At 72.8% G+C, this 19710-nt stretch carries 15 protein-coding genes; 7 read left to right on the top strand and 8 right to left on the bottom strand.

Annotation, left to right across the window (positions count from 1 at the left end):
• Nucleotides 1-464 precede the first annotated feature (464 nt).
• From JG540_RS01925 to JG540_RS01910, 4 genes are all read left to right on the top strand, one after another.
• The gene (locus JG540_RS01925; RefSeq protein WP_200276467.1) at nt 465-1070 is read left to right on the top strand and encodes a DivIVA domain-containing protein; all 606 of its coding nucleotides are present in this window, start codon (nt 465-467) and stop codon (nt 1068-1070) included.
• 303 nt (nt 1071-1373) lie between these two features.
• Complete coding sequence (gene panC / locus JG540_RS01920; protein ID WP_200276465.1) at nt 1374-2315, top strand: pantoate--beta-alanine ligase; 942 nt, start codon at nt 1374-1376, stop codon at nt 2313-2315.
• A gap of 343 nt (nt 2316-2658) precedes the next feature.
• Nucleotides 2659-3114: an aspartate 1-decarboxylase gene (panD, locus tag JG540_RS01915; RefSeq protein ID WP_200276463.1), complete on the top strand. Its 456-nt coding sequence runs from the start codon at nt 2659-2661 to the stop codon at nt 3112-3114.
• A gap of 426 nt (nt 3115-3540) precedes the next feature.
• A complete protein-coding gene (locus JG540_RS01910) occupies nt 3541-5253 on the top strand; it encodes a lysine--tRNA ligase (RefSeq protein WP_200276460.1) in 1713 nt (570 codons plus the stop codon).
• Nucleotides 5254-5289: 36 nt separating this feature from the next.
• Here JG540_RS01910 and JG540_RS01905 read toward each other — a convergent pair whose 3' ends face one another.
• From JG540_RS01905 to folP, 6 genes are all read right to left on the bottom strand, one after another.
• Complete coding sequence (locus JG540_RS01905; RefSeq protein ID WP_200276457.1) at nt 5290-6267, bottom strand: Rossmann-like and DUF2520 domain-containing protein; 978 nt, start codon at nt 6265-6267, stop codon at nt 5290-5292.
• A 161-nt stretch (nt 6268-6428) separates the two neighbouring features.
• Nucleotides 6429-8342, bottom strand: coding sequence for a PH domain-containing protein (locus JG540_RS01900; RefSeq protein WP_200276455.1), 1914 nt, complete (start codon nt 8340-8342; stop codon nt 6429-6431).
• Nucleotides 8339-9028, bottom strand: coding sequence for a PH domain-containing protein (locus JG540_RS01895; RefSeq protein ID WP_200276432.1), 690 nt, complete (start codon nt 9026-9028; stop codon nt 8339-8341). The genes JG540_RS01900 and JG540_RS01895 overlap by 4 nt, the downstream gene beginning before the upstream one ends.
• Nucleotides 9029-9193: 165 nt before the next feature.
• Complete coding sequence (locus JG540_RS01890; protein WP_200276429.1) at nt 9194-9736, bottom strand: DUF3180 family protein; 543 nt, start codon at nt 9734-9736, stop codon at nt 9194-9196.
• Entirely contained in the window at nt 9733-11889 is a 2157-nt protein-coding gene (folK, locus tag JG540_RS01885; protein ID WP_200276426.1) for a 2-amino-4-hydroxy-6-hydroxymethyldihydropteridine diphosphokinase, read from the bottom strand. Before folK ends, JG540_RS01890 begins: the two co-directional genes overlap by 4 nt.
• Nucleotides 11889-12776 (bottom strand): dihydropteroate synthase, encoded by an 888-nt coding sequence (folP, locus tag JG540_RS01880; RefSeq protein WP_407648334.1) that lies wholly within the window; start codon nt 12774-12776, stop codon nt 11889-11891. Before folP ends, folK begins: the two co-directional genes overlap by 1 nt.
• A 357-nt stretch (nt 12777-13133) precedes the next feature.
• Here folP and JG540_RS01875 point away from each other — a divergent pair, with 357 nt between their 5' ends.
• On the top strand, nt 13134-14027 hold the full coding sequence (locus JG540_RS01875; RefSeq protein ID WP_200276424.1) for an ABC transporter ATP-binding protein: 894 nt from the start codon (nt 13134-13136) through the stop codon (nt 14025-14027).
• Nucleotides 14027-16489 carry an ABC transporter permease gene (locus JG540_RS01870; RefSeq protein WP_200276422.1) on the top strand — a complete coding sequence of 821 codons (2463 nt, stop codon included), beginning with the start codon at nt 14027-14029 and terminating at the stop codon, nt 16487-16489. The genes JG540_RS01875 and JG540_RS01870 overlap by 1 nt, the downstream gene beginning before the upstream one ends.
• A gap of 69 nt (nt 16490-16558) precedes the next feature.
• Here JG540_RS01870 and JG540_RS01865 read toward each other — a convergent pair whose 3' ends face one another.
• Nucleotides 16559-17224, bottom strand: a complete 666-nt coding sequence (locus tag JG540_RS01865) for a response regulator (RefSeq protein WP_200276420.1) — start codon at nt 17222-17224, stop codon at nt 16559-16561.
• A gap of 36 nt (nt 17225-17260) precedes the next feature.
• On the opposite strand from JG540_RS01865, the gene JG540_RS01860 reads away from it, so the two are divergent.
• On the top strand, nt 17261-18637 hold the full coding sequence (locus tag JG540_RS01860) for a sensor histidine kinase (RefSeq protein ID WP_234042865.1): 1377 nt from the start codon (nt 17261-17263) through the stop codon (nt 18635-18637).
• Nucleotides 18638-19014: 377 nt separating this feature from the next.
• Here JG540_RS01860 and folE read toward each other — a convergent pair whose 3' ends face one another.
• Nucleotides 19015-19698 carry a GTP cyclohydrolase I FolE gene (folE, locus tag JG540_RS01855; RefSeq protein WP_200277980.1) on the bottom strand — a complete coding sequence of 228 codons (684 nt, stop codon included), beginning with the start codon at nt 19696-19698 and terminating at the stop codon, nt 19015-19017.
• Nucleotides 19699-19710 lie beyond the last annotated feature (12 nt).

Genomic DNA, 19710 nt, shown 5'->3' with positions numbered 1-19710 from the left:
TGCAAGGTTCCACTGGAGGGCTCGAGCGGTCGGAGCAGTTCTAACCCTCCGCCAGTGACAAGCTCCCGCGCCCCAGCCCGCCAGAACCGCCCGGGCAACGCAATGCGGCCCGTACCGAGACCAGCACGGCTCCGGTACGGGCCGCATTGCGCTTACAGCAAGCGCCTTAAGCGATAGAGGGCTGCTAGCCTCTTTGCTGGTCAAGGGCTCTTTCCGCCACCTTCAGCGGCCTTAGGGCCCGCCCCGGCACAGCCCCGGAAACGGCGCCGCCACCGGAACCACCACCTGCCGCTCAGTAAAAGTTGAGCCCACCGGAGCTCATCCAGACAATTGAACCGAAAGACTCACGCACCGGCCTTCCCGCCCACGCAGCCTGGACGCCGCAGACCGGAACGCGCAACCTTCACCACGCACCCCGCCACCTGGCGGAGACACCGCAACAGCAACACATCGAGGACCCTGACATGCTGCTGACCTCCACCCAAGTGACTGAAGCACGGTTTCCTGCCACCGAGTACCAGGACGGCTACGACATCCACTCCGTGGACACCTACCTGGACCAGATCACCAGCACCCTGCGCGCCTGGGAGCACGGAGCCAGCGACGGCGAGGGCAAGGCCATCCTGCGGTCCCAGGACGTCCACGACGTCATCTTCCCGATAACCACCGCGGTGGACGAGGAAGGCTACTCGGTGGAGCAGATCGACGACTTCCTGGACGAGGTGGTGCGCACCCTGCAGCATTACGAGGCCCGCGCCAACGCGAACGTGCCGGGGCGCCCGCTCACCGCCGAGGACGTCAGCCACCTGGTCTTCACCACCGTCAAGCTCCAGGAGGGCTACGACCGCGAGCAGGTGGACACGGTGCGGGACAAGATAACGCAGACGCTGCGCGCCCGGGAGGCCGGCACCTGGGTCGGCGGCCCTTACGGCATGCTCACCTCCACCGACGTCCGCCAGCTCGGTTTCCAGCGGACCATGTTCCACACCGGCTATGAGCCCAATGAGGTCAACGCCTTCCTCGACGACGTGGCCCGCACGCTAGCAGGCTACGAGGCCCAGTCGGCCTGAGGCCAGTGCCAGGGGCCCTCTGCGGCCAGGTCCGTCCTGAGGGCCGGACCCCTGCGGCCAGCCGCCGCCGGTAGCCGCTCCCCACGCGCACGCTCGCACCAGTTCCGGGTGCTACAGGCGGTGAAGCGACGCAGCCGCTTCCTGCGCGCACGCTCGCACACACAACCTTGCAGCACGTCTAGACAGGGGCCGCAACACCCCCAGGGACACCGACTCACAGCCTCTCAGCGCCCCGAGGTTCAGGGCACTCCCCCACACCCTGCTGCGGTGCGCCGCTGCGCCGCCGGGGACTAACTTGGCACCATGAGCCCCGCACAGCTAACAGCCCCCGCCACCCTGGTCCGCACCCGCGCCGAGCTGGCCGCCGCCCTCCAGCACGACACCGCCCCCCGCGCCGTCGTCATGACCATGGGCGCCCTGCACCAGGGGCACTTCGACCTGGTAACCGAGGCTGCCCGCCGCGTGGGGCCGCGGGGCACCGTCGTCGTGACCATCTTCGTGAACCCCCTACAGTTCGCCCCCGGGGAGGACCTGGATGCCTACCCCCGCACTCTGGAGGCCGACGTCGCCGGGCTGGCCGCCACCCTCACCGGCGCTGACGGCGCCCTGCAGGTGGGGCGTCTGGTGGTCTTTGCCCCCACCCCCCAGGTCATGTACCCCGACGGCGAGCCCGGAGTCCGCATCGACCCCGGCCCCCTGGCCACGGTGCTGGAGGGAAGGACCCGCCCCACGCACTTTGGTGGCGTCTGCCAGGTGGTGCTGACCCTGATGCACCTGACTGCGCCGCAGTGGGCGCTGTTCGGGCGCAAGGACGCCCAGCAGCTGGCGATCGTGCGCGCCATGGTGCGCGACCTGGCGGTCCCCGTGGAGGTAGTGCCGGTGGAGATCCGCCGGGAGCCGGACGGGCTGGCCATGAGCTCGCGCAACGCCTACCTGTCTGCCGCCGAACGGCAGCAGGCCCTGGCCCTGTCCCAGGCCCTGACCGTGGGGCGGCAGGCTGCCGCGCAGGGGGCCGGACCCGCGCAGGTACGGGAGGCTGCGCTGGCTTTCCTGCAGGCGGCCGACGGCGTGGAGGTGGACTACGTGGCGCTGGTGGACCCGGACTCCTTCGTGGACCTGGCGGGCGCGGGCCTGGGGCTGCCCGCCCCTGCAGGGGTAGCAGGGCCTGGGCAGGGGCTGCTGGCCCTGGCCGCCCGGGTGGGCAGGACCCGCCTGATCGACAACACCCTGGTGCCCCTGGCCTGAGCCCACGCCCCCGGTGCCCGGAGCCTAGCCTGGAGCTCGGCGACGGTCTGGAACAGGTACCGCCACGCCCCGGAGCCCGGGGCCCAGCCTGGAGCTCGGCGACGGTCTGGAACAGGTACCGCCACGCCCCGGAGCCCGGGGCCCAGCCTGGAGCTCGGCATCCAGGGGGCGAGCCGCGTTGCGCCCTTCTGCGCCCCACCCGCCCGGCGCACCCGCCCCTTAAGGGTGCCCAGGTCACAGACCACGGGGAGCCCCCTGCCCGCCCAGCACGCCCCTGTCAGGTCCACCACTTTCCACTGCCAGCACTTCTTGGGCCCCAGGTCCCACGCCTACGCTGATGCCGATGAGCACCCGCCTGCGGACGATGATGACGTCCAAGATCCACCGCGCCACCGTCACCCAGGCCGACCTGAACTACGTCGGCTCGATCACCGTGGACGCGGACCTCCTAGACGCCGCGGACCTCCTGCCCGGCGAACGCGTGGACATCTGCGACTGCACCAACGGCAACCGCCTGTCCACCTACCTGATCCCCGGCAGGCGCGGCTCCGGGGAGATCTGTGTCAACGGGGCGGCCGCCCACCTGGTGCAGCCCGGGGACGTGGTGATCCTGATCGCCTACGCCCAGATGGATGACGACACCGCCCGGAGCTACCGCCCCCACGTGGTCTTCGTGGACGAGCACAACCGGATCGTGGAGCACGGCAGCGAGCCCGGGCAGGTCCCTGAGGACTCAGACGCCGCCCGCCATCAGGGCCTGCGCTCCTCCGGCACCCCGCTGGCCGAGGCGCGGGACTGATCCGCAAGCCCCTAGCAGAAGGCTGGGGGCAGGGGCTCTGTGCGGACACGGGACCGGCCTGCTGGCGGAGCAAACCCCGCCTCTGAGGCCGACACACCCCCTGCGGGCACAGTCCACCGGTACACAGGTGTGCCCGCGCAAGGTCCCGGGCACCTTCCCGGCGGGCACAGTCCACCGGCCTCCAAGCACAGCCACGCAAGGTCCTGGGTGGCGAGTAGTCAGGAAGAGCGCTCAGACACGCCACAGGCACGGCCACGCAAGGTGCCGGGGCACAGTCCCCCGCAGGCACGGCCCACGCCAGCCACCGCCGCACGGTCCCACGTCCAACCGCCCAGAGCGGCAGAAGCGCGCCTCTCACCCGCAAGGCGTGGCCCACGCCTCTTGCGGGCGAGCCCCCGGCCAGCGCCACCCCGGTAGGATCGGCCTGTGACTGACGCGCAGACCCAGCCCGAGAGCACCCCCGTCCCTGCTGCCGCCGACGCCGCCGCGCCCGCCGTGCAGGAGCAGGTCACCCAGCCCAGCCCGGACGCCCCCGCTAAGGCCCCCAAGGCGGCCCCTGGCCCGGGAGAGCAGTTCGAGGTACGGGCCGCCAAGCGCGAGCGCCTGCGGGCTGAGGGCTGGGAGCCCTACCCGGTCCAGCTGCCCATCACCTCCACCATCGCCCAGGTCCGGGCCGCCTACAGCCACCTGCAGCCTGGCGAGGAGACCCAGGACGAGGTGGGCCTGGCCGGGCGCGTGGTCTTCCTGCGCAACACCGGCAAGCTGTGCTTCGTGACCCTCCAGGACGGCCCTGGGGCCACTATCCAGGCCATGCTCTCCGCCAAGTCCCTGCCCGGCCACGGCCACACCAGCCTGGCCTCCTTCAAGTCCGACGTGGACCTGGGCGACCACCTGTTCGTGCACGGCCGGGTGATCGCCTCCCGCCGCGGCGAGCTGTCCGTCTTCGCTGAGACCGCGCTGACGCAGGGCACGGACCCGGCCACCCTGCCCGACCTGGGTGACGACGCCGTCGCCACCCCCGCCTGGCGTATCGCCTCCAAGGCCCTGCGCCCCCTGCCCAAGACCTGGACCAACGAGGCCGGTGAGGCCGTCACCCTCAGTGAGGACAACCGGGTCCGCCGTCGTGAGCTGGACCTGCTGATCCGCCCGGCCGCCCGGGACATGGTGCGCACCCGCGCCGCCGTCGTGCGCTCCCTGCGCGAGAACTTCCACCGCCGTGACTACATCGAGCTGGAGACCCCCATGCTCCAGGTGATTCACGGGGGCGCCTCCGCCCGTCCGTTCACGACCCACATGAACGCCTTCGACATGGACCTCTACCTGCGGATCGCCACCGAGATCTACCTCAAGCGGGCGGTCGTGGGCGGCGTGGACCGGGTCTTCGAGATCAACCGGAACTTCCGCAACGAGGGCGTTGACTCCTCCCACTCCCCCGAGTTCACCGCGCTGGAGGCCTATGAGGCCTACTCCGACTACGACGGCATGGCGGAGCTCACCCGCAACCTGGTGCAGCAGGCCGCCCGGGACGCCCTGGGCCTGGAGGAGGGCAAGGAGGTCGTCACCCTGGCCGACGGCACCGAGTACGACCTGTCCGGCCAGTGGCGCAAGATCGACCTGTACACCGCGGTCTCTGAGGGCGTGGGTGAGGAGGTCACGGTGGAGACCCCCCGTGAGCGGCTCGTCCAGCTCGCGGAGAAGCTGGGCCTGGAGGTGGACGACTACGCCGTGGCCGGGAAGATCGTGGAGGACATCTTTGAGGTCACCGTGGGCGACAGCCTGTGGGAGCCGACCTTCGTCTACGACTTCCCCGAGGACACCTCCCCCCTGACCCGCTACCACCGCTCCAAGCCGGGCCTGACCGAGAAGTGGGACCTCTACATCCGGGGCTTCGAGACCGCCACCGCCTACTCCGAGCTGGCTGACCCGGTGGTGCAGCGCGAGCGCTTCGAGGCCCAGGCCCTGGCGGCCGCCAACGGCGACCCGGAGGCCATGGTCCTGGACGAGGACTTCCTGGTGGCCATGGAGCAGGGCTTCCCGCCCTGCGGCGGCATGGGCATGGGCATCGACCGCCTGCTGATGGCCCTGACCGGTCAGGGCATCCGCGAGACCATCACCTTCCCGCTGGTCAAGCGCTCCTGAGCCCAGGCCGCTGCGGCTCGCGGTCCGCACCCGGGCTCAGCTACCGGGGGCGGGACCGCCCGCAGACTCACCCGCAGGCCCGTCCTCACACCCGTCTGCGGGCCCGGCCGCACTCAGGGCCTCCTGCACCGCCTGCGCCTGGCTGGCGCTGATCCTTCCGGATGCCTGGCAGCGACGCGCCGTCGCCTCCGCCAGCACCCGGTAGGTGGCGACGACGTCGCCCAGGTCCCGGCCCGTCTCGTCCCGTAACCCGCCCAGGGCCTGCAGGTGGGCGGCGACGGTTCCGGCGTCACCCCGGGAGACCGGCCCGGTCAGACCCGCCTCCCCCTCGCTCAGGGCCCGCTCCAAGGCGGTGCCGAGCAGGGGCCGCAGGGTGGCTGCGCCGTCAGCCACCCCGGCGGCGGCGAGCACCCGCACCGCCTGCGAGACCAGGGTGACCAGGTGGTTCGCCCCGTGGGCGAGCGCGGCGTGGTAGGCGGGGCGGGCGGCCTCCTCCAGCACGAAGGGCTCACCGCCGAGCTCCACCGCGAGCGCCTGGGCGATAGGCAGCACGGGGGCGGGCGCGGTCACGGCCATGGGGCAGCCCACCAGGCGGGCCACGTCCGTGGAGAAGCCCCCGAAGGTCATGGCGGGGTGGATCGCCAGGGGGATCGCCCCGGCCCGGCGCGCAGGCTCCAGGACGGCGGTGCCGTAGCGGCCGGAGGTGTGGACCACCAGCTGGCCATCCTGCCAGTGGCCCAGGTCTGCGGCCCCCTGGACCAGGGGGGCCAGGGCGTCGTCGGGCACTGCCAGCAGCACCAGCTCGGCGCGGCGGAGGATCTCGTGCACCTCCAGCAGGGGCACCCCGGGCAGGAGCACCTCGGCGCGCTCACGGCTGTCGGCGGAGACGGCGTGCGCACCCACCACCTGGTGCCCGGCGGCCCGCAGCGCGGAGCCGAGCACGGCGCCCACGCGCCCGGCGGAGATGACGCCGACGCCCAGGCGGCCCGGTCTGGAGGAGGTCTCAAGGCTCATGGCCCGACCCTAACCCGCCGTGCCCGCCAGGTCCGCTGGGGCAGCCGTACCCAGTGAGCCTGCCAGACCTGCTAGGGACTGCCTCGTCCGCTCGCAGACGCTCCGGGCGACGGCGACCGTCTCCACCAGGTCCGCCGGTCCTGCCTGCGGCAGGCGCGCGCTCAGGAGGCCTGCGGTGCGTCGCCGGTGGCGCGCTGCAGCCAACGGTCCAGCTGCTCCTCCCCACGCCGCCGCAGCGCCCGCTCGGAGATGACCTGGGCGACGGCGGCGGCCTCCGCCAGGTCCAGGTTGCTCAGGTTGCGGGCGATCGCGATGTCCACCATGTCCAGGTGGATGGTCGCCAGGCCGCGGCGTCGGGCGAACGGCCCCTGGCTGACCCGCAGGGACTGTATCCGCTCGTAGGGGATCACGCTGGTGCGGCGCCACCAGCGGCCCAGCCGCAGCACCACGCAGGTCTCGGTCAGCGCAATGCCCTCACGCCGCCAGGCGAAGGGCGAGAACACGCGCCCCCGCGGTGAGATGCCCACGAAGCCCGCGGTGGGGATCGCCACCGTCGTCGAGGCGGAGGCCGGCCCGGCGGCAGCCTGGCTCGGGCTCGCAGCCTGGACCGGGCCTGCGCCGCCTCCAGGCGCACCCGCTGCGACTCCGGCGGCCGCGCCGCCCACCTGGCCTGGGCCCAGGGCCTCCTCCAGGAAGGCGTCAGGGTCGGGCACGCCCAGGTCGGGCACCACCAGCCACAAGGCTCGCAGCGCCGTGTCCCGCACCCCCACGGGCAGCAGCACGTTCGCGCCAGTGTTCTGCACTCCGTTGGAGCTGGCCTCCACGTTCTCCCGCCCGGCCACGCTGGTCTCCACCCGCCACCAGTCGGGGCCCCGCCACAGCGGCCCCTGCTGCAGGTGGACACCGTGCACCCGTCCCGGGGGCAGGGTGGAGGAGGTCTCCGCCGTCAGCCCGAAGCGCATCCGTATGCCTGCGGGGGTGGCGGCCGCCCGGAAGCGCCAGGCCTTGTCAAAGCGGTTCCACAGGTAGCCGCCGAAGGCCACCGGCACGGTCAGCACGGGCAGGAGGGCGGAGAGCACCGCCCCGGCCCTCAGCTCCTCGTCGGAGGCGTTGATCGAGAGCAGCACCACGGTGGCCGCTATGCCGTAGCCGAGCAGCACCAGCAGGAAGACCAGGCTGGCACCAGAGCGCAGCATGGAGCCGAGCAGCACCTTTATATCCACCTCGTACAGGTCGTGCTCGACGTCCTGCACCAGGCCCGGGGCCAGCGGCTTGGCGCTGAGCGCGTCCGCGAAACCGCGCGGCGCCGCGTCAGCCTGTGGCCACCCTGCACCCGGCGCGACGCCGTCGGCGCCAGTCCCGCCCCTCGCATCAGGCCCAGCATCAGCCGCTGCGGCCTGCCCCGCCCCATAGCCAGCGACGCCGTCAGCCCCGCCGGGGCTGCTGGGAGCGCTGCCACGGGCGACGCCGTCGGTGACTGTGGCACCTGCTGGCCGCGCGCCTGCCTGAGCTGGGGCCAGGAAGTTGCCCCGCAGCTGCTGGCCCGCGGCCAGGGAGAGGATCTGGTCGCGCAGGGCCTGCAGCTCGCTGGTGCGCAGGAAGCCGATGACCACGCGGGAGTCGCCGCCACCTGCCACCTCCACGGTGAGCCGCCCCAGCCCGAGGATCCGGCCCAGCAGCGGGTGCACCACGTCGACTGACTGGATGCGTGGCAGGCGGGCCGTGCGCAGCTGCTTGTTGAGCACGCCGGTGCGCAGGTACACGGCGTCCTGGTCCACCGCGAAGCTCCGCATCCGCCAGGACAGCCAGAGTCCCAGGGACACCAGCGCCAGGGCGAGCAGCACGGTGGCCAGCACCCAGGGCCAGACGCGGGCCAGGGTGGCGGAGCCGACGCCGTTGAGGGCCTCATAGGCGTCACCCAGCAGCTGGGCGTTCTGCCACACCACGAAGGCGAACAGGGCGGTGACGACCTTCCAGCCCTCCAGCAGCGGGGTGATCGGGTGCACCCGCCGCCACTGCGCCTTCTCGGGCAAGGGGATAGCCCGCTCCTGGGCAGGCCGCCGGTTGCTGCTCACAGCCCCGCCATCCGCTGCTCGCCCCGTTCCGAGAGCAGCTGGCGCAGGTGCTCGGCCTCAGCCACCGGCAGCCCGTTGATCGTGGCGTCGGTGGAGGCGGAGGCCGTGTGCAGCTTGACCTCGGCGATGCCCAGGTAGCGGCCCAGCGGCCCCTGGGAGGTGTCCACGAACTGCATACGCCCGTAGGGGATCACGCACAGGCTGCGGAACATGATCCCTTTGCGCCACAGCAGGTGGTCCTCGGCCAGGGCGTAGCCCATAGCCCGCACCTGCCGGGGAATGAGCCACAGCTCCCACAGCAGCGCCAGGGCGCAGACGGCCGCGCCGATGTAGGCCCAGGGGCTCAGCAGCACTCCGGCCACCACGAAGCCGATAGCCGCCAGCAGGTCGAAGCCGACTGCTGGTATGAGCCGGGCTGTGGCCAGGCGCGGGGAGATCGGCTGGAAGGTGACTCCCTGGGGGGCGAAGGGGTCACCACCAACGGCAACCACCGTCTGCGGCGGCCGGGCCGCGGAGCCTACCGGGGAATATGGCTGGGAGTCCGGCAGAGAGCGTGGATGATAGTCCGGCAGAGAATCCGGCAGGGGGCCTGCCGGGCAAGCTGGCAGGGAGTCTGGCAGGGAGTCTCCCACCGGCGCGGCGGCCGTGCTGTTGGGCGTGGCGGGCCCGGCTGGCTGGCTGGTCATGCAGGTTCCTTCGGCTCGGATGAGCCGATCATCTCAGGCCCGCGGCCACCGGGCATCCTCCTGCAGGACGGTCTGTGCCAGGACGGCCTGCGGCTGGCGTCCCCGTCTGAGGCTGCCTACTGACGGCGATGGCGTCGCTCGCCTGCAACTCACGGCGGCAGCACGCTAATGGTGGCGGCGGGAAGGGCCGGGAGGCGACGCCGTCCGGGCAGTCCCACGGGCGGCGTCCGGGGACTCAGCGCCGGGGGCACCACCGGTGCCGTCCTCGTCGTCGTCCTGCTTGAGGGCGCACCAGGACTCCACCAGCAGGCCGGTGCCGCACCAGATCAAGGCAGCCAGCAGGCAGCTTCCGGAGGCCCAGGCCAAGGAGGTCATGGCCGGGGAGGGGTCAGAGCTCAGGGCGATCACCAGCTCGGCGGCGTACACCCCAGCCACCAGCGCCCCCACCACGGCGGAGGCCTTAGCGGCCACTGCTGTCAGGGCCGCCCCGATAGGGGTGATCCAGGTACGTTCACGGGAGCGCAGGCGCCGTACCGCCAGCCCGCACCACAGCACCACGGCGCTGACCACCAGGGCCAGGGCGGCACCCCAGGGAGTCAGTGCGGGCACCCAGCCCTGGTAGCGCAGCACCAGGTCCAGCACGGTCCAGGCCACGACGCCGGTGCCCAGGAACCAGGCCAGGACAGTGGCCCAACGGGTTCGGGTCATTCGCGGCCCTGGTTGCCGCCCAGGACGTCCTTCCAGGCCACGGGGGCGCCCCAGGAGTCCTCTGCGGAGGGAGCCTCAGCCTCCGGGGAGGCCACGGCGGCGGGCTCCGCCTCCGGCATCTCCTCCAAAGCCGTGGCGTGCTCCTGGGGCAGCGGGGCGGCAGCCTCGTCAGTGTGCCGCGGCAGGGCATCCTCCTCCGGCTCCTGCCCCTGGGGGGCCTGCTCGGACAGCTCGTCAGCCGCCAGCGGCGGGGCGATGTACTGGCCGGTGGGCAGCGCGGGCAGGCTGTCCGAGTCCTCCCAGTCCAGGGCCAGCCAGCGCACGCCGTCCCGGTCGGCGGCGTTCTCAGCCAGCAGGGCCACTGACTGCCCGCTGATCTCCGCCAGGTCGTCCACCTCTGCCCAGGGCACCAGGACGAAGGCCCGCTGGACGGCGCGTGGGTGCGGGAGGGTGAGCTCGGGGTCGTTGGAGACGACGCCCTCATAGTCGATCAGGTCCACGTCCAGGGTGCGTGGGCCGTTGACCTTGGTGCGTACCCGCCCGGCGTCGGCCTCCAGCTTGCGGGCCACCTCCAGCAGCTCCATCGGGGACAGGACCGTCATGCCCAGCAGCACCGTGTTGAGGAAGTCCGGCTGGGGCTCGGAACCGGGGTCAGTGACGGCGGCGGTACGGGCCAGCGGCGCGACCTGGGCCAGCTCCACCCCCACGGTGTCGCGCAGCGCTGCCACCGCGTTACGCAGGTTGGGCAGGACCGCACCCACGTTGCCGCCCAGGGCCAGCACGAAGGCCGCGGGCTGGGCAGGGCGGCTGCGCAGCGGGTCGCTGAAGGGGGCCGGGGCAGCCGTGCCACCACCCGGCACGGGGGGCTCCGGGAAGCCTGCGCCAGGCTGCCCCGGGTGGTTCTCGCCCAGCGGGGCGGACTCCGCCTGCGGGTGCAGGAGGTCCTCTGCCACGGGGGCGGCGGGAACGTTCTCCGGGTCAGGGGCGAAGGGCGAGAAGGGCTCCGCGCCCCGGCCCCAGCCCGCCGGGCCGAACTCAGCCTCGGCGGAGGCCTCGACGGCGTGGGCGTCCGCGATCAGAGCCTCGATACCGGACTCTGCGCGGCTCTCAGCCGCCACAGCACCGGCGGCCAGCGTGCCAGCCGCTGCCGCACCGGTGGCTCCTAGGGCACCGGCGGCCAGGCCGCCTGCCTCGGCGTCCACTGCGTCCACAGCAGGGCCCTCAAAGCCGGAGGGCGCGCCGTCTGCCTGGTCCAGGCCACTGGGCTCGACGGCCTGTACGGGCTCCTCGGCCTCGGGGGCTGCGAGATCCGCTACCGGAGCCTCAAGGAGCTCGGGAGCGTCCTCAAAGACGCTCATGTCCAAGGGGGCGGGGGCGGGGGCGGCCAGGGCGGCAGCCAGCTCGGGGTCCACCGGCGCCTGGGGGGCCTTGCCGATAGCAGAGTCCAGCGGGCCGATGCTGGCGTCAAAGGCCAGGGGCTCCTCCGGGCCAGGTACGGACTGTGCCTCCGGCGCTCCCGGTAGCTCCTGCGGGGAAGGCTCCACCTCCAAGGCCGCAGGCTCAGACGGGACCGGCACCTGCGTGAGCACCGGCGGCGGGGGCGGCACGGAGGCGTCCTGCACCGGCAGGAAGGCCCGCTCGGCCTCCGGCACGAAGGCGGGGGCAGGCACTGGTGGGAAGGCGGGATCAGCCGTCGCCGCAGCCACCTGGGCGGCTGGCGCTGGCAGCTGCTGGGAGGCGGGCGCACCAACGGACCCGGCAGCAAGCTCGCCACGGCGGATGGTCACGGACACGTCGTCGAAGGCCACGTCCAGGGGGGCCTCCGGCTTGTGGACCGTGACCTCCACGGCCCGCACGCGCGGGTAGCCCAGCACCAGGTCAGCGATCCGGGCCGCCAGCGTCTCGATCAGGTTGACGCTGTCGCCCTCGATCACCGAGATGACGGAGGTGGCCACGGCGGCGTAGTCCACGGACTCAGCCAGCTGGTCGCTGGCGGCGGCGGCCTGGGCGCCACCGGGCCCCAGCTCCAGGCTCAGGTCCACCACGAACAGCTGCGGCTCCTCCCGCTCCAGGGGCAGGACACCGTGAAGTCCCCGGGCTGACAAGCCCTTCAGGCAGATCCTGTCACTGGCGCCGGTCAGGTTGACACTCATCAGCTGTGCTCCTTCCAAAGAGCGGAGGTTCGTACCGCGTCCAGGCTGGACGGGACGTCGTGGACGCGGACGGCCCAGGCGCCAGCGGCGGCAGCCAGGGCAGTGGTGGCGGCGGTGACGGCGTCGCGCGCCGTCGGGTCCACCGGGCCACCTTCCCCGGCCGCCTTCAGGGCAGCGGCCAGGAAGCGTTTACGGGAGGCTCCCACCAGCACCGGCAGCCCCAGGTCGGTGCTGAGCCGGTGGGTGGCGGCCAGCAGCTGCCAGGACTGCGGGTGGGTCTTGGCGAAGCCCAGGCCGGGGTCCACCACCAGCTGGCTGCGGGACACCCCGGCGGCCTCCAACTCAGCCAGGCGCTGGGAGAGCTCGGCCTCCACCCCGGCGACCACGCCCTGGGGGTAGTCGGTGAGCCGGTCCATGGTCTCGGGGGTACCACGCCAGTGCTGGCAGACGTAGACGACGCCGGTACGAGCCACCAACGCGTGCATCTGCGGGTCGGCCAGGCCCCCGGAGACGTCGTTGACTATGCAGGCTCCCGCCTCCACGGCGGCGCGGGCGGTCTCGGCGTGGATCGTGTCAATGGAGACGACGTGGCCTGCGGCAGCCAGGCCCCGCACCACCTCACCCACGCGGGCGATCTCCACGTCCGGGGTGATGCGCTGGGAGCCGGGGCGGGTGGACTCCCCCCCGACGTCGATAATGTCCGCCCCCTGCGCGGCCAGCTCGTGGCCGCGGGCGAGGGCGGCCTCCACGGTGTCCCAGCGGCCCCCGTCAGAAAAGGAGTCCGGGGTGACGTTGAGGATCCCCATGACCAGGGTGCGCCCGGCCGCGCTGGCCCGCCCCAGGTGCTCAGGCAGGGGCGCGGGAGTGAGTACGGCACTCGTGGACACAGCCCCAGGCTAACGGACCTAGGGCCTGCCGGACCGTAATGACAGCCTGCCGTTCCGCGCCAAGCGCACAGCAAAAGGTCCCGGCCGCTGGTCGGTTTCCGGTGGGAGGGGGGAGCCTTGGCAGCCGTCTGCCTGGCCAGGCCCGCCCGGGGCTGGCCAAGGCCCTGGGGCTAGCGGCCGTCCCGGTCCCTGCGAGCCACCGCCTGGGCGGGGCCGCCGACGCCTTGAGCCCTCATACCAAAGGTGGAGAGCGCCAGGAAGTCCCGCCCTTAGGCGCATTCAGGGCCCGTACCCCCCGTTCCTACGCTCAACCCGAGGCCCAGCCCGTGGGCCGCCGACCGGAAGGGAAAGAGGAACATGCTTGAAGCCAGCCGCGCCAGCAGCCCGGAGCGAACGCCCCGGCAGACCCAGACCCCCGCAGACCCCTGGCAGGCCAGTGCGGGCTCCAGCGGCAGCGCCCGGCCCAGCCGCCCGGAGGGTGGAGCCGAGGTGGTGGTGGAGGCCCGTGGGCTGAGCCGGGTCTACGGCAGCGGGTCCACGCAGGTGCTGGCCCTGGACCAGGTGAGCCTGAGCGTGCCGCGCAGGCAGTTCGTGGCGGTCATGGGCCCCTCCGGCTCCGGCAAGTCCACGCTCCTGCACTGCCTGGCCGGGCTGGACTCCCCCACCTCCGGCACCGTGCTCGTGGGCGGCCAGGACCTGGCGGGACTGGACGACAAGGCACTGACCCGGGTCCGTCGGGACCACCTGGGATTCGTGTTCCAGTCCTTCAACCTGCTGCCGCAGCTGACCGCGGAGGAGAACATCAGCCTGCCGCTGCGGCTGGCCCGGCGCCGCCCGGACCCGGACTGGTACCGGCTGGTGATCGAGACCCTGGGGATCGGGGACCGGCTGACGCACAGGCCCACGGAGCTCTCCGGCGGGCAGCAGCAGCGGGTGGCGGTGGCCCGCGCCCTGGTGGGCCGCCCCGAGGTCGTCTTCGCTGACGAGCCCACCGGCGCCCTGGACTCCGCCTCCTCCACGGCTTTGCTGGACGCCCTGGCGCAGATGTGCGACCAGCTGGGGCAGACCGTGGTGATGGTGACCCACGACGAGGGCGCCGCCGCCTTCACCAACCGGGTCGTCCGCCTGCGCGACGGTCGGCTGGTGGCCGACGACACGCAGCGTCCCGGCGCCTCCGGCCCCGTACCGGCGGCAGGCTCACCCGCCACTGCAGCCCCCGCCGCCGCGCGCCCACGGAAGGAGGCCCGCTGATGCCTGCCGTCATGGACCTGCGGCGCGCCCTCGCCGCCCTGGTTGCGGTGGCCCTCAGCGCCGCCCTGATCACCTTCGCCTTCATCATCTCCGACTCCTACCGGACCCAGGTGACCGCGCAGGCCCGGACCTCCTTGGGCGGGGCCGACGTCATCGTGCTGCCAGGGCGCGGCCAGGCCCTTCCTGCTGACACCGCCGTCCGGCTGCAGCAGGTGGCCGGGGTGGCGCAGGCGCGCACCTACCTGGAGGGTCACGCCGTGGTGGACCACCCCGGCCGGGCCTATGACGAGCACGTGTTCGTGCTGGCTGCCGAGGCCCCGGGCACGGCGCAGCACCTCACCGCCGGGCGCCTGCCTGAAGGAGCGGCCGAGGTGGCCGTGTCCACGGGCCTGGCTGAGGCAGAGGACCTGCGTGTAGGAGACACCCTCCCCCTGCTGGAGAGCTTTGACGCCCCCAGTGGGCAACAGCTCCAGGTGGTGGGGATCGTGGAGGGCGCTGCGGAGCTCTCCCGGCGCAGTCCTGATGACACCTTCGTGTTCGCGACGTCGGAGGGGCGGACACGGCTCGGTCAGGACGACCGTCCCCAGACCGTCTACCTGCACGCCCAGCCCGGCACCTCCGTCAACACGCTCAAGGAGGCGGTCACGGCCGCCACCGGGGACCTGGACAGCGAGATCTACACCGCTGAGGAGCTGCTGCCGTTGCGGGCGCGCCTGGACTCCTCCCACACAGCAGCGATCCTCACGCTCCTGTCCCTGCTGGGGCCGGTCTGTGCAGTGGTGTCCGCGATCGTGATCGCCGCCACCTTCTCCACCCTGGTGGCCCACCAGACCCGGCAGATCGGCCTGCTGCGCTGCGTGGGGGCGAGCCGCCGCCAGGTGCGTCTGGCGGTACTGCGCGGGGCGGTTGCCACCGGTCTGCTAGGGGCGGGGCTGGGTACGGTCCTGGGCTCCGCTACCGCCTGGCTGCTGGTGCGTTCAGGCACGGTGCAGGGGCTGGCGCCTGCCAGCCTCACGGTCTCCTGGCGCTCCGTGGCCCTGGGCCTGGTCCTGGCCCCGCTGGTGACGGTGCTGGCGGCGGTGCGCCCCGCCGGGCAGGCCAGCCGGGTCTCCCCGCTGGTGGCCCTCACCGGGCGGATCGCCCAGGACCGGGCTCTGGGACGACGGCGCGCCGGGGCCGCCGTGGCCGGGCTGCTGGGGGCGCTCGTAGGCGTAGGCGTGCTGGCTATGGCCGTACAGACGCGGATGATCGAGCTGGCGGCAGCAGGTGCCGTCATCGTAGTGCTGGGCCTGCTGCTGGCCATGCCGCTGGCAGTATCCGGGACCGCCCGGCTCGTGGCACGCCTAGCGGGCGAGGACCATTCCCTGCTACGGCTGGCGGCACGGAACCTGGGGCGTAACCCGGGCCGGGCTGCGGCTACCACGGCGTCCCTGCTGGTGTCGGTGTCCGTGGCCGCCACCATGGTCACGGGGCTGAGCAGTGTGGCCGCCTCCACGGACGGCTACCTGGCCGCCAGCAGTCCCCTGGACCTGCAGGTGGAGACGGTGCTGGCCGGACAGGACGCGCAGGCGGTGCAGGCCCGGGTGACGGCTGTGCCGCAGGTGGAGGCCGCCGTGCTGGTGACCGAACCGACCGTACAGCTGCGCAGGCCGGACGGCACCGAGGATGCCCTGACCGTGCACGCGGTGGACCAGGACTCCCTGGCGCCGGTGGCCCGCTCCTTCCACGGCCTGGAGAAGCTTGATGACCACAGCCTCGTGCTGGGCGGCATCTACCACCTGCCGGAGGGCAGCCAGGTGGTGCTTACCGGACCGGCTGGGAGCGTGCCCCTGCGCGTGCGGGTGGTGGAGAGCGGCTACGGGCCGGTCGTGACCCCGACGGTGGCGCACCAGCTGATGGGCTCGGAGCCGGTGGACCAGGGCCTGTGGGTGCGGCTGCGCAACGGCGGCACCGACAAGGCGACGGTCTCAGCGGTACGAGAGGCCCTGCGCGGCTCCGGCCTGGTGGTGGCCGCCAGCGGGGACGGGCAGGTTGCCTTCATGCGGCAGGTCAGCCGCACCACCACGGTGGTCGGCCTGGTGCTGTTACTGACGGTGCTTATCACCCTGACGGGCCTGGCCAGCGCAACGGAGGTGAGCGTGCTGGAGCGCGTACGGGAGATCGGGGTGCTGCGGGCCACCGGGTCCGGGCGGGGGCAGGTGCGTGCCCTGTTCATCACGGAGGCGGTGCTGACGGCCCTGCTAGGTGGCCTGCTGGGTGCGGCCCTGGGGGCGGGTCTGGGACTGGCCGGGGTGGCTGCCCTGCTGGGCACCGAGGCAGGTTCGGGGCTGGTGCTGGTGGTGCCGTGGCTGCAGCTTCTGGGGGCGGTGGTGGTCTCCGCCCTGGTGGGGGTGGTGGCCTCTGCGCGCCCGGCCGGGCGGGCGGCTGCCGTGGCCCCGGTGACGGCGCTCGCGGCGGACTAGCGGGTTGCTGACGGCGGCGCCGTGGGCGCTGTGCCCGGGCATGGTGGGGCGCCGTGCCCGGGCCTCGCGCTACCGGGCCTCGCGCTCGCGGTGCACCGCCACCACCAGCTTGAGCCGGGAAGCCACCCCGTACTTACGCATCAGGTGGGAGACGTGGGTCTTCACGGTGGACTCGGCCACCACCAGGCGTTCGGCGATCTCCGCGTTGGAGTAGCCCTCGCACAGGAGCGCCAGCACCTCCCGCTCCGCCTGCGTCAGGTCGGTCCTCTCCCCCGCCTGGGTGGGGCGCAGGTGCTTGGCCACCAGCCGGGAGGCGGCAGCCGGTGAGATGGTGGTGCCGCCTTCCGCGGCAGCCAGCACGGCCCGCACGATCTCCTCCGGAGCCGAGTCCTTGAGCAGGAAGCCGTGGGCGGAGGCGGACAAGGAGGTCAGCAGGGCGGCGTCGTCGTCAAAGGAGGTCAGCACCACGACGGCGGTGCCGGGGTGGTCGCGGCGCACCCGTGCCAGCAGCTCCAGGCCGTCCATGCCGGGCATCCGCACGTCGGTGAGGAGCACGTTCACTGGTACCTGGCGCAGAAAGGCCAAGGCGTCGGTGGCGCTGGTAAAGGTTGATGACACCTCGATCCGCTCGCTGGAGGCCAGGTAGCTGCGCAGGGCGGTGAGGACAAAGGGGTCATCGTCTACCAGCACCACCCGCACCGGGGTGGTGGCGGGGCTGGCGGTGGAGGAGGTCATGGCAGGATGCTAGCGAGCAGGAGACAGGAGATGCTTATGAGGTTCAGGCAGGACCAGGTACCCCGTCCTGGCGGAGGCCCTGCCTGGCCCGGCCTGCTTGGGGGACAGGTCGCGGCCAAGCACGTGGCTGAGCCGCTGGCCGCCGCCACTGGCCGGGCCGCGGGGGCCACGGACCCTACCGAGGGCTGGCTGGCGCGGAGCCGTTGGAGCACCTGGCAGCCCCGGCGGCGCACCCACCTGCTGTGCGTGGGCCTTTCAGGGCTCCTGACGCTAGGGTCGGTGGGGAGCCTGTACCCCTGGACCCAGGGTGGGGCGCTGCGGGTGCTGCTGGGTGGGGTGGGGGTGGCTCTGGTATCGGTGTGGCCCCTGGGCGGCACGGTGCTGGCGCTGGTGGCCTCAGCACTGGACCTGCTTGCTCCTTTAGGGCACCAGGGGCCGGTCCTGCCGCTGGCGGGACCCTGGCTGTGCTCCGCAGTGCTGCTGACCCGGGGCTTTCGCCGCTCCAGCGCCTACGGGGCGGTCGTGCTCAACGCGCTGCTGCTGGCGGCGGCGCTGCGGGTGCAGCAGGCGCCTGCTGGGTCCTCGTCCGAGGTGGTGCAGCTGTCCGTGGTGATCGCCGGGACGTGCCTGGTGGTGGCCGAGCTGGTCCGGCAGCCACGGTCCCAGACGGAAGCGGGCGCCCGCCAGCACCGGGCTGACCTGGAGCACCAGCGCCTGCTGGTGGTCTCCGAGCTGCACGACACGGTGGTACGTGACCTCACCCAGGCGGTGATGACGGCGGAGCAGGCGCGCCTGTCCAGCCAGTCCGGGGAGTCGCTGGCTGGGGCTCTGGCGGAGATGACGGCCTCCGTGCGCACGGCCGTGGAGCAGCTGCGCGGGAGCCTGCGGGCGCTTGGCGAGGCCGGGACGGACGACGGCGCCACCGCAGGTGGTGCAGCACGCTCTCCCGGCAGCGGGCCAGGGGCAGCCACCACGAGCCTGTCCCTGGACGTACTGGCGTCCTCCGCCCCGCGGCCCTTGGCGCAGAGCGTGGCGGCCGCGCAGAAGGTGCTGGCAGCACGCGGGATAGCCCTGGAGGCCAGTGGGCTGGAGGTGCTGGACCGGCCGGAGGTCAGCCCTGGTATGCGCCAGCAGCTGACGAGGGTGCTGAACGAGCTGGTGGCTAACGTGACCAAGTACGCGGCACCAGGTAGCGCACGGCTGCTGGTGGAGTGTGACGGCCGGAGCGTGGAGGCTCTGGTCAGCAACGCCACGGCCGCCGACGGCAGCGGGAGGGACGCGGGCGCGGCGACGTCGTCAGGGCTGGGGCTGGTGGGGGCGCGGCGGCGTACGGAGGCCTTGGGTGGTGAGTTCGTGGTCACGCGCGGGGAGGAACGCTTCACCGTCCTGCTGACCGTTGCGCTGGGCCGGTAGGCGACCGGCCCAGATGTCCCAGCAGGCTCGTCTGAGGGCAGGCCCCTGCCGGGCCAGATCCTCCCGGCCCCCCCGCACGTGGGCGCCTGCGCCTTTCCCAGCAGGCCTAGAGCCTGCTGCCAGACGCTCCCGGCCCCCACACGTGGGCGCCTGCGTAGATACTGCATATGCCAAGCGCCGGAAACTAGGCTCGGCCCCCGCACGTGGGCGCCTGCGCCTTTCCCAGTGGCTATGCACGACAAACCGCCCTCCCGGCCCCTGCGCCAGTCCACGCAACCTGGCACAGGACGTCCCAGGGGACTGCCGGGCTACCGTGCCCGACAGCGGGAGCTCCCGGGAGCAGTGGCGGGCGCCCCGGCTCAGGAGCGGCTGGCCCCTCAGGATCGGCGGCCCAGGATCAGGCTCATGGCCTCAGCGCGGGTGGCGGCCTTGCGCATCTGGCCGCGCACCGCGCTGGTGACCGTGTTGGAGCCGGGTTTACGCACCCCGCGCATGGACATGCACAGGTGCTCGGCCTCCACCACCACCAGCACGCCGCGGGCCTGGAGGCGCGCTACGATCGCGTCAGCCACCTGGGCGGTGAGGCGCTCCTGCACCTGGGGGCGGCGGGCGTAGCCGTCCACCAGGCGGGCGATCTTGCTCAGGCCGGTCACGCGCCCCTCCTCGTTGGGGATGTAGGCGACGTGCGCGGCCCCGTGGAAGGGCAGCAGGTGGTGCTCGCACACCGAGTACAGGGGGATGTCGCGCACCAGGATCAGCTCCTCGTGGCCGACGTCGAAGACCCGGTCGAGGTGCTCGCCGGGGTCCTGCCCCAGGCCCGAGAACATCTCCGCGTAGGCGCGGGCCATGCGGTCCGGGGTCTCGCGCAGGCCGTCCCGCTCCGGGTCCTCCCCCACGGCCACCAGCAGGTCCCGCACGGCCTGCCGCACCGCCGCAGCGTCGTAGGCGCGCGGGGGCTTGGCAGCGTCGGGACGCCGGGCCTTGGCGTCGTGGACGCGCGGGGAGGGGCTGGTCTCACCCGGGGCTCCGGCGTCGTAGGCGCGCGGGGAGGAGGCGTCCAGGCCCGGGAGCGC

It is taken from the genome of Actinomyces weissii (assembly GCF_016598775.1).
Taxonomy (GTDB): domain Bacteria; phylum Actinomycetota; class Actinomycetes; order Actinomycetales; family Actinomycetaceae; genus Actinomyces; species Actinomyces weissii.
The sequence above is the reverse complement of the archived record's forward strand: the minus strand, read 5'-3'. Positions and strand labels throughout refer to the sequence as shown.